Genomic DNA, 9,061 nt, shown 5'->3' on the forward strand with positions numbered 1-9,061 from the left:
TCGTCGACTTCGGCCGCGCGACGACCGGTGAACGCGAGGCCGCGGGTGTCAGCGACACCGGGAGCCGGCGGTTGGTCGCGCTCGCCGCGCGGCTCGCCGAGCTTCGGTCGGTGACCGCCGTCGGGCTCGCCGACCTCGTCGGTGCTGCCGAGCGCATCCTGGGCCTCGACATCGAGGTGCTGGCCCGACCCGAGTTCAGCCCAGCGGCTGGACGCGCCCACCTGGATGCTTTCGCCGATGTCGCCGCGTCCTTCGCCGCGAGCAGCGACCGGCCGACGCTCGGCGGCTTCCTCGCCTGGCTCGATGCGGCACTCCTGGAGGAGCGGGGCCTCGATCTCGGCACCATCGACATCGCCCCGGGAGCCGTGCACGTGCTGACCGTCCATGCCGCCAAGGGCCTGGAGTGGGATGCCGTGGCCGTCCCCGGTCTGGTGGAGGCCGGCTTCCCCGTGCACAAGTCCGTTCAGTCGGTCTACGACGAGGCCACACAACAGTGGCGCGCGTCGGAGCCCAACGACGGGGCCTGGACGGTGGGGCTGGACGGCCTGCCCTATGACCTGCGCGGCGACCGGGACGACCTGCCCGGCTTCGACTGGCGCTCTGCCACCGGCGCCAAGGATCTTGACACCCGGCGCGAGGAGTTCCGGGCCGCTGCCGGCCGGCATCTGTTGGATGAGGAACGACGCCTGGCCTATGTCGCGTTGACTCGGGCCCGGCACCGAATGCTGCTGACGTGTGCGGTCTGGGGCACGCAGGCCTCGCCGCGGGTGCCGTCCCGCTTCCTGACCGAACTGCTCGAGCAACGCCCCGACCTGCTGGAGATCGGCACGTGGGTCCCGGACCCCGAGCCCGGCGCGGCCAATCCTCGCCTCGCCGAGCCGATGCGTGGTTCCTGGCCCAGCCGGCCACCGACCCCCGCCGGCCTGATCGCTGCCGCTGATCTTGTGCAGGCCGCCGAGCGCGGCGACGGGCCGGCGGCACCCGTCGTCTCCGAACAGGTCGAACTCCTGCTCGCCGAGCGCGAGCGGCGCCGCACGCCCGATCGGGCCTGGCAGGGGACGGCCCCGCCGCGCGACTGGCGCATCCTCGATGCCCTCGACGGGCATCTGACGACGACCGAGCTGGTCCGGTTCGCCGCCGATCCCGACGCCTTCGCCGTGTCGGTCCGGCGACCGATGCCCCAGCCGCCGGCTCCGGCGCTACGCCGCGGCTCGACCTTCCACTTGTGGGTGGAGCGTCACTACCGGCGCGCCGCCTTGCTCGACCCGGACGATCTGCCGGGCAGCGCCGACGACGACGCGCCCGACGAGTACGACCTGGACGAGTTGATCGGCCACTTCCTCGCCGGCCCCTGGGCCGCTCAGGTGCCGATCGAGGTGGAGGTCGCCGTCGAGGCCGTGGTCGGATCGCTCGCCGTGCGCGGCCGCATCGACGCGGTCTTCGCCCGGCCAGGCGGCGGGGTGACGATCATCGACTGGAAGACCGGCCGCCCCCCGGTCGGCGCCGAGGCCCACGCCCAGGCGATCCAGTTGGCGACCTACCGCGCGGCCTACGCCCGGCTGCGAGGGTTGGACGAGGCCACGCAGGTCGATGCGGCGTTCTACTACGCCGCAACCGGTGAGACGGTCTATCCGGCGCTACGCTCCGGCGCCGACCTCGAAGCCCTGATTGCGACGCTGGAGTGAGGGTCGGTGCGGGCGGCGGCGGAACGCCGGAAGTCCGCTGCCGGCTCGGGGCTTTCCCTCACGTGGGGTTCAGGGTCGCGGACTCGGTGAGATGTCAGGGGGACTTTCGGCCGGCGGCTCACCCTCCTGGGCTGGGCTGACCGGCACCTCGGCCGTCGTGGCGTCGGGCGACGCGTCAGACGGCGCCGCGGCGGGCGCTCCGGCCGGCGGTCCGGAGGGCATCAGCTCCGTGTCGTGGACCGCATCGGCGAGCTGGCGCAGCCGATCGGTCGCGTCCTCCACCACCTGCGGATAGCCGGCGGCGAGCGCATCGAAGAGGTCGGTGACATAGCCGAGCTCGGCGACCAGCGTGGCGCGCGTGAGCAGGTGGCGGTCGGGCCGGGTGGCGCGGGCGCGGGCATACGCGCGGGCGATCGCGACCACGGCCGGTGGCGCGACCTCGCGCACGATCGCGGCGAAGTCGTCGGCGGGGTCAGCGACCTTGGCCCGGCGCCAACCGACGACACCCCGGATCGTGGCCTCGCCCTCGTCGTCGAGAGTGACCAGGACGTGCCGGCCCTCCAGTCCCCCGTGCAGGGTGGCGGACGCGAACTGCCAGAGCGCGACATTCTCCAGCGCGGCCTCCCAGCGCGTCAGCAGATTCGCCGGCACCCGGCCGGTCGACGCGGCCCGGTCCAGGTCGGTCAATCGACGCTGCCGGTACTCATCCGGGGTGTAGCTCTCCAGACCCGCGTCCTCGAACAGCGCCGGATCCTGGTCGTGGATGGTGGCGATCAGTTGGCCCAGGGCCGTCGCGATGGCGAAATCGGGCTCGATCGCCGCCAACTTCAGGCCGCGTCCCGGGATCGCCGTGTGCACCAGCGCCCGCCCGCCGTCGGCGGTGCCGATCGACCCTCGCGGCACGGGAACAGACACGGGCAGTCGCTTGGCGACGATCCGGGCCACAGCAGCCCCGGCATTGAGTTCGACCGCGGCGGCCGCCGAGGCCGAGGCCCGCACGATCCAGGAGCGCCCCTCGGTGTCCTCGACCAGTGCCGCGTCGATGGCGGCCCCCTGGTCGACGGGGAAGGGCCCGGCGGCAACCGGGTTGAGGCCGGGCACCGCGGCGCTGGCCAGGGCGGCGAGTTGGGCGGGAGTGCGCGTCACGGGGATCACCGTATGCCGATCCCTCCCCCCGCGCGTAGCCGGCCGCCCGGCCAGCTGCACCCGCTGCCGGGCCCGATGCCACGCCGAACGAGGCCGTGTTGGGGGTGTCCTAGATTTGGCGGGTGACTCAGGCACTCCCGACACGAGCTCGCATCGTCATCGTCGGTGGCGGCGTCATCGGCGCCTCGGTCGCGTATCACCTAGCCCTCGCCGGAGAGCGCGACGTCCTCCTCCTCGAGCGCGACCGGATCACCAGCGGCACCACCTGGCACGCCGCCGGCCTGATGACCTGCTTCGGCAGCACGAGCGAGACCAGCACGAGCATTCGCCTCTATAGCCGCGACCTGTATGCGCGGCTGGAGGCCGAGACGGGCGTGGCGACCGGTTTCAAACCGGTCGGCCTGATCGAGGCCGCCGCCGACGCGGACCGCCTCCACGAATACCGCCGGGTCGCTTCCTTCCAGCGCCGGATGGGGCTGGAGATCCACGAGATCACGCCCAAGGAGATGGCCGACCTCTTCCCCCTGGCGCGCACCGACGACCTGCTCGCCGGGTTCTATGTCCCCAGCGACGGCCGGGTCAACCCGGTCGACCTGACGATGTCGCTGGCCCGCGGCGCCCGGCAGCACGGCGCGACGATCGTCGAGGGTGTCCGGGCCACCGGCGTCCTGACCACGCCCGAGGGCCGTCTGTCCCGGGTGACCGGCGTCGCCACCGACGCGGGCGACGTCGAGGCCGAGATCGTCGTCAACTGCGCCGGCATGTGGGCCCGCGAATTCGCCCAGGCCAATGGCATCGTCGTGCCCAACCAGGCCGCCGAGCACTACTACCTCATCACCGAGCCGCTGGCGGGGATGAGCCCGGACGCACCGGTTTTCGAGGACCCCGCGGCCTACGGCTATTACCGCGAGGAGGGCGGCGGGATGATGGTCGGCCTCTTCGAGCCGCGCGCCGCCGCGTGGCGCGTCGACAGCATCCCGCGCGACTTCTCCTTCGGCGAGATCCCGCCGGACTGGGACCGGATGACGCCCTTCCTGGAACGCGCGATGTCCCGCGTGCCGGTCACCCTCGAAGCCGGGATCCGCAAATTCTTCTGCGGCCCGGAATCCTTCACCCCGGACCTGCTGCCCGCGGTCGGCGAGGCCCCGAGCCTGCCCGGCTACTTCGTCTGTGCGGGACTGAACTCCATCGGCATCCTCTCCGCCGGCGGCCTCGGCCGGATCATGGCCGACTGGATCCTCACCGGCCGGCCGGACGCCGACGTGACGGCCATCAACCTCGACCGCTTCCGCGGCTTCCAACTCGACCCGGCCTACCGCGCCGCGCGCACCGCCGAGATCCTCGGCACCGTGTATGCCGCCCACACCCCCGGTGTGCAACTGAAGACCGGGCGTGGTGTCCACCGCTCCCCGGTGTACGACGAACTTCTGGCCGCGGGCGGCTACCTGCGCGATGTCAGTGGCTGGGAGGGCGCGGACTGGTTCGCCGGGCCCGGCAACACCCCGCAGGCCGAGCCCGGGTGGGGCCCGCAACCGTGGTTCGCCCACTGGCGCGCCGAGCACGAAGCCGTCCGCGAGCGCGCAGGCCTGATCGATATGTCCTTCATGGCCAAGTGGCGCATCACCGGCGCCGACGCGGGCCGCCTGCTCAGGCACCTCAGCGCCGGCGATGTCGACGGCGACCCGGGCGTGATCACCTACACCCAGTGGCTGGACGACGATGCTCGACTGCAGGCCGACCTGACCGTGACCAAGCTCGGCGCGCGGCACTTCGTCGTCGTCGCGAGCGACACGGCATACGGGCACGTCGAGGGCATGTTGCAGCGGGCGGCCGTCGGCCTCGAGGTCACCATCGACGATGTCACGACGGCGCTGGCGCAGTTTGCTATCCAGGGGCCGCGCTCGCGGGAGGTGCTCGCAGCGCTCACCGACGCCGACCTGAGCACCGACGCCTTCCCCTTCCGCGCCGTCCGTCAGGTCACCCTCGCCGGCCGCGCCGTGCTCCTGGCCCGGATCACGTATGCCGGCGAGCTCGGCTACGAGATCTACCTCCCCGCGGGCGATGCCGCGCGCGTGTGGCGCGAAATCCTCGGTGCGGGAACGGCCTACGGGCTCCAGCCGTATGGCCTGAAGGCGCTGGCCAGCCTGCGCATGGAGAAGGCCTACCGCGACTACGGGCACGACATCGACAACACCGACGATGTCTACGAGGCGGGCCTCGGCTTCGCGGTCGCGCTCGACAAGGCTGACTTCCGCGGCCGGGCGGCGGCTCTGGCGGCCAAGGCCGCCCCCGCCCGGCGCCGCCTGGTCCAGGTCCTGCTGCGCGACCCGGAGCGGCTGCTCTTCCACGCCGAGCCGCTCTATCGGGACGGGGAGTTCGTCGGCTACATCCGGGCGGCGTCCTACGGTTGGACCCTCGGTGGTGCGGTCGGGCTGGCCATGGTCGAGGCGCCCGAGGCCGTCACGACTGGCTGGCTGGATGAGGGGGAGTGGAGCGTCGAGATCGCCGGCGATCTGGTGCCGGCGCGGGTTTCGCTTCGACCGCTCTACGACCCGGGCAGTGCCCGCGTCCGAATGTGATCCAGGTCACATCCACCCCGGGCAACCTTTTCGTGCGCTGTGGCGTCTTGGCTTATGACGAGGGTCGCTGGGGGGCACCTTCGCGCGGCGGCGGGTTCGTGGGGACGCGGACCCGCCGCCCTTGACGTCTCCGCGCGGACTCTGGCCGTCGGCGTCACGCGTGCCGCTGGCGGGGCAAAAGTACTTCTTCGTAGAGCAGCAAGAGCCCGGCCGCTACGGGGATGGCGAGCAGCGCGCCAAGGACGCCGAGCAGGGTCCCGCCAGCTAGTGCGGCGACAACGGTGACGGCTCCCGGCACGGCCACTGTCCGCGCCATGATCCGCGGCGCGACGACATAGTTCTCGAGTTGCTGATAGATCAGGTAATAGGTGGCCGCGATCAGGGCCGCCCGGGGCTCGGAGAAGAAGGCCACACCGCAGACCAGCACCGCGCCGATGGTCGCACCGACCATCGGGATGAGCCCGAGGAAGCCCACCATCACCGCGAGCACAGCGGCATACTGAATCCCGACCAGGCGCATCATCACATAGGACGCAAGCGCATTGATCGTCGCGACGGCGACCTGCCCGATGGCGTACGACCCCGTCCGGCGCATGATCTCCTCGGCGAGGGAGATGACCCGCGGGCGCCGCGACGCCGGGACCATGGCATAGACAGCGCCCTTGACGGTCGGTAGTGACGCGAGGAAATAGAGGGTCAAGATCAGCACCGTGAAGGACTGGAAGACGCCATTGGCCAACGCCCGGCCGGCGCCCAGGACGCCGCCGAAGATCTGGCTGACGAAACCCGCGTCGGTCAACCGCGAGTTGATCTCGCTCTGCAGTCGGTCGACGATGCCATAATCCTGATCCAGCCGCTTGACCAGCGAGGAGTTGAGCGCCCGATCGACATACTCCGGGGCGTTCTCCAAGAGCGCCGCGCCCTGGGGGATGACGGTCGGCACCACGAGCAACCCGAGCAGGGCAAAGACGAGAACCACACCGGCAAAGACGGCGCTGACGGCCAGGCTGCGACGCACGCCCCTCTTCAACAGCCACCCGACGATGGGGTCCAGCGCGAGCGCGAGGAAAAACGCCACGACGAGGATCGTGATCGTCGTCGACAGTTTCGCCAGCATCCGCGCCAGGCCGATGGCGAGGATGACACCGACCGCACCGACGAAGCCGATGTAGAGCGGGGAGTAGCGATTGAGCGGGCGGCCGGCCACGCCATACGGGCTGGCCGTGGTGGCGCCGCTCCGAGCATGTTCACCGTGCGCTTCCGCGCCCGGGCCGTATGCCGTGGGCTCGCCCCCCACGTTCGTCCCGCCCGGATCCCGGTCCGATCCCGCAGCGGGCGTCGCCTCGGCAGCCTCGGCCTCCGGCGCGGCAGCAGCCGCCCTCTCATCGGCGGGCACGCGTTGATGCGGATGCTGGCTCGCACGCAGGGCGGCCCGCTGGCGGCGCTGGAACTCGGCATACCGGCCGAGACGCATTCTGGGCATACGCCCCTCACTTCCGCATCGCTCGGCCTGCCCTGACCGCCCAAATCTAAGACACCCCGCGAAGTTCGCCGCTCAGCGTGGGCTACTCGCCGCGGAAGCGGTTGATCTCGCTCTCGAAACGGGCCCGCTTCTCGGGGTCGGTGACGCCCATGCCGGCCTCGGGCGCCAGCGTGAGCACACCGACCTTGCCCTGGTGCAGGTTGTGGTGGACATCCAGTGCGGCCTGGCCCACCTCGTCGAGGGCATAGGTCTTGGACAGCGTCGGGTGGATCAGCCCGCGGTTGATCAACTCGTTGGCCTCCCACGCCTCGCGGTAGTTGGCGAAGTGGCTGGAGATGATCCGCTTGAGGTTCATCCACAGATACCGGTTGTCATACTCGTGCATATAGCCCGAGGTGGACGCACAGGTGACGATGGTGCCGCCCTTGCGGGCGACGTAGACCGAGGCGCCGAAGGTCTCGCGGCCGGGGTGCTCGAAGACGATGTCTACGTCGTACCCGCCGGTGAGTTCGCGGATCTTCTTGCCGAGGCGCTGCCATTCCTTGGGGTTCTGTTTGGTGTTGTCCTCGTTCCAGAACTGGTAGCCCTCGGCGCGCCGGTCGATGATCAACTCCGCGCCCATGGCCCGGCAGATTGCGGCCTTGTCGGGGGAGGAGACGACGCAGATCGGCGTCGCGCCACCGGCGAGCGCCATCTGGGTGGCATAGGATCCGAGGCCGCCGGAGGCGCCCCAGATGAGCACGCGGTCGCCGAGCTTCATCGCGGCGCCGTTCTTGGAGATCAACTGACGGTAGGCCGTGGAGTTGACCAACCCGGGCGAGGCCGCCTCCTCCCAGCTGAGATGGGCAGGCTTGGGCATCAGCTGGTTGGCCTTGACGATCGCCAGTTCGGCGAGGCCGCCGAAGTTGGTCTCGAAGCCCCAGATCCGCTGCTCCGGGTCCATCATCGTGTCGTTGTGGCCGTCCGCGTTCTCCAACTCCACGGACAGGCAGTGGGCCACGACCTCCTGGCCGGGCTTCCACAGGTGCACCCCCGGACCGGTGCGCAGCACGACGCCCGCGAGGTCCGAGCCCACCACGTGATAGGGCAGGTCATGGCGCTTGGCATAGGGCGAGAGGCGGCCATAGCGCTCGAGGAAGCCGAAGGTCGGCACCGGCTCGAAGATCGAGGTCCAGACGGTGTTGTAGTTGATCGCGCTCGCCATCACCGCGACGAGGGCCTCCCCGGGAGCGAGGTCGGGGACCGGGATCTCGTCGAGATGCAGCGACGTGCGCGGGTCCTTGTCACGGGAGGGCAGCCCCTCGAATATGCCGATTTCGTCCTTGTGGACGGTCGTGCCGCGGTAGCTCTCGGGGACGGGGATCGCGGCATACGTCTCGGCGGTCCGGTCTCCCGAGGTGATGGCGTCGAGGATCGTCTGCATGCTCACGGCGTCGTGGCTCCTTGCGGGTGGCTGTGCGGGATGGCGTTCGGGGACAACGGAGATCGCCTGAATTCGGCGACCTCACTAGAACCTATTTCCCGCCCCGATCAGCGATCGCCGAATGAGATTGGCGTCACGCGTGAGCCTGCTCACCCGCCGGCTCGACGAGTTCGACGAGGATGCCGCCGGCGTCCTTGGGGTGGATGAAGTTGACCCGGCTGTTGCTCGTGCCGCGCTTGGGGGTGTCGTAGAGCAGGCGCAGGCCACGCTCACGCAAGGTGGCGCTGACGGCGTCGATATCGGTGACCCGGTAGGCCATCTGCTGGATGCCCGGGCCGGAGCGGTCGAGGAACTTCGCGATCGTCGACGCGGGGGTCAGGGGCGCCAGCAACTGGATGCAGGAGCCGGATTCCCCGACCGCCATCATCGCCTCGCGCACGCCTTGCTCCTCGTTGGTCTCCTCGTGCAGCATCCGCATGCCGTATGTCTGCGAGTAGAACGCGATCGCCGCGTCGAGGTCGGGGACGGCCACGCCGACGTGGTCGATCTGGGTGAACAGGTCAGCGCTGGCGTCCGTCATGCCGATCAGCGTATGCCGGTGCTCTCCCGCGGTTGCGCCGCTCACCATGTGCTCTCGCCCACCTCCCCTGAATCGGTGATCACGACGAGGTGATGTCAAGGTCGCTTGACAAGGCGCGCGTGTGTCAAGCATCCTTGACGTCAAGCGCGCTTGACATTCCTCGTC

At 70.4% G+C, this 9,061-nt stretch carries 6 protein-coding genes; 2 read left to right on the forward strand and 4 right to left on the reverse strand.

The features are described from left to right. A partial coding sequence (locus PKH97_RS10250) for a 3'-5' exonuclease (protein ID WP_324387310.1) occupies positions 1-1,685 on the forward strand: 1,685 nt, incomplete at its 5' end. 69 nt (positions 1,686-1,754) lie between these two features. On the opposite strand, the gene PKH97_RS10255 is transcribed toward PKH97_RS10250, so the two are convergent. Beyond that, the gene (locus PKH97_RS10255; RefSeq protein ID WP_324387311.1) at positions 1,755-2,831 is read right to left on the reverse strand and encodes a phosphotransferase; all 1,077 of its coding nucleotides are present in this window, start codon (positions 2,829-2,831) and stop codon (positions 1,755-1,757) included. 122 nt (positions 2,832-2,953) lie between these two features. Between PKH97_RS10255 and PKH97_RS10260 the strand changes: the two genes are divergently transcribed. Then, entirely contained in the window at positions 2,954-5,410 is a 2,457-nt protein-coding gene (locus tag PKH97_RS10260) for an FAD-dependent oxidoreductase (RefSeq protein WP_324387312.1), read from the forward strand. A 154-nt stretch (positions 5,411-5,564) separates the two neighbouring features. Here PKH97_RS10260 and PKH97_RS10265 read toward each other — a convergent pair whose 3' ends face one another. From PKH97_RS10265 to mce, 3 genes are all read right to left on the reverse strand, one after another. Further along, positions 5,565-6,893, reverse strand: coding sequence for an AI-2E family transporter (locus tag PKH97_RS10265; protein WP_324387313.1), 1,329 nt, complete (start codon positions 6,891-6,893; stop codon positions 5,565-5,567). A gap of 82 nt (positions 6,894-6,975) precedes the next feature. Beyond that, complete coding sequence (gene ccrA, locus PKH97_RS10270) at positions 6,976-8,316, reverse strand: crotonyl-CoA carboxylase/reductase (RefSeq protein WP_324387315.1); 1,341 nt, start codon at positions 8,314-8,316, stop codon at positions 6,976-6,978. A 133-nt stretch (positions 8,317-8,449) separates the two neighbouring features. Continuing rightward, on the reverse strand, positions 8,450-8,896 hold the full coding sequence (gene mce, locus PKH97_RS10275) for a methylmalonyl-CoA epimerase (protein ID WP_324387314.1): 447 nt from the start codon (positions 8,894-8,896) through the stop codon (positions 8,450-8,452). Positions 8,897-9,061 lie beyond the last annotated feature (165 nt).

The sequence above is a fragment of the Nostocoides sp. genome (genome assembly GCF_035343835.1).
GTDB lineage: Bacteria > Actinomycetota > Actinomycetes > Actinomycetales > Dermatophilaceae > Nostocoides_A > Nostocoides_A vanveenii.

What these genes read in the sequence shown, in the direction of transcription:
- PKH97_RS10265 (WP_324387313.1), bottom strand. Translation starts at nt 6,893, where the DNA reads ATGCCCAGAATGCGTCTCGGCCGGTATGCCGAGTTCCAGCGCCGCCAG.
- ccrA (WP_324387315.1), bottom strand. Translation starts at nt 8,316, where the DNA reads ATGCAGACGATCCTCGACGCCATCACCTCGGGAGACCGGACCGCCGAG.
- mce (WP_324387314.1), bottom strand. Translation starts at nt 8,896, where the DNA reads ATGACGGACGCCAGCGCTGACCTGTTCACCCAGATCGACCACGTCGGC.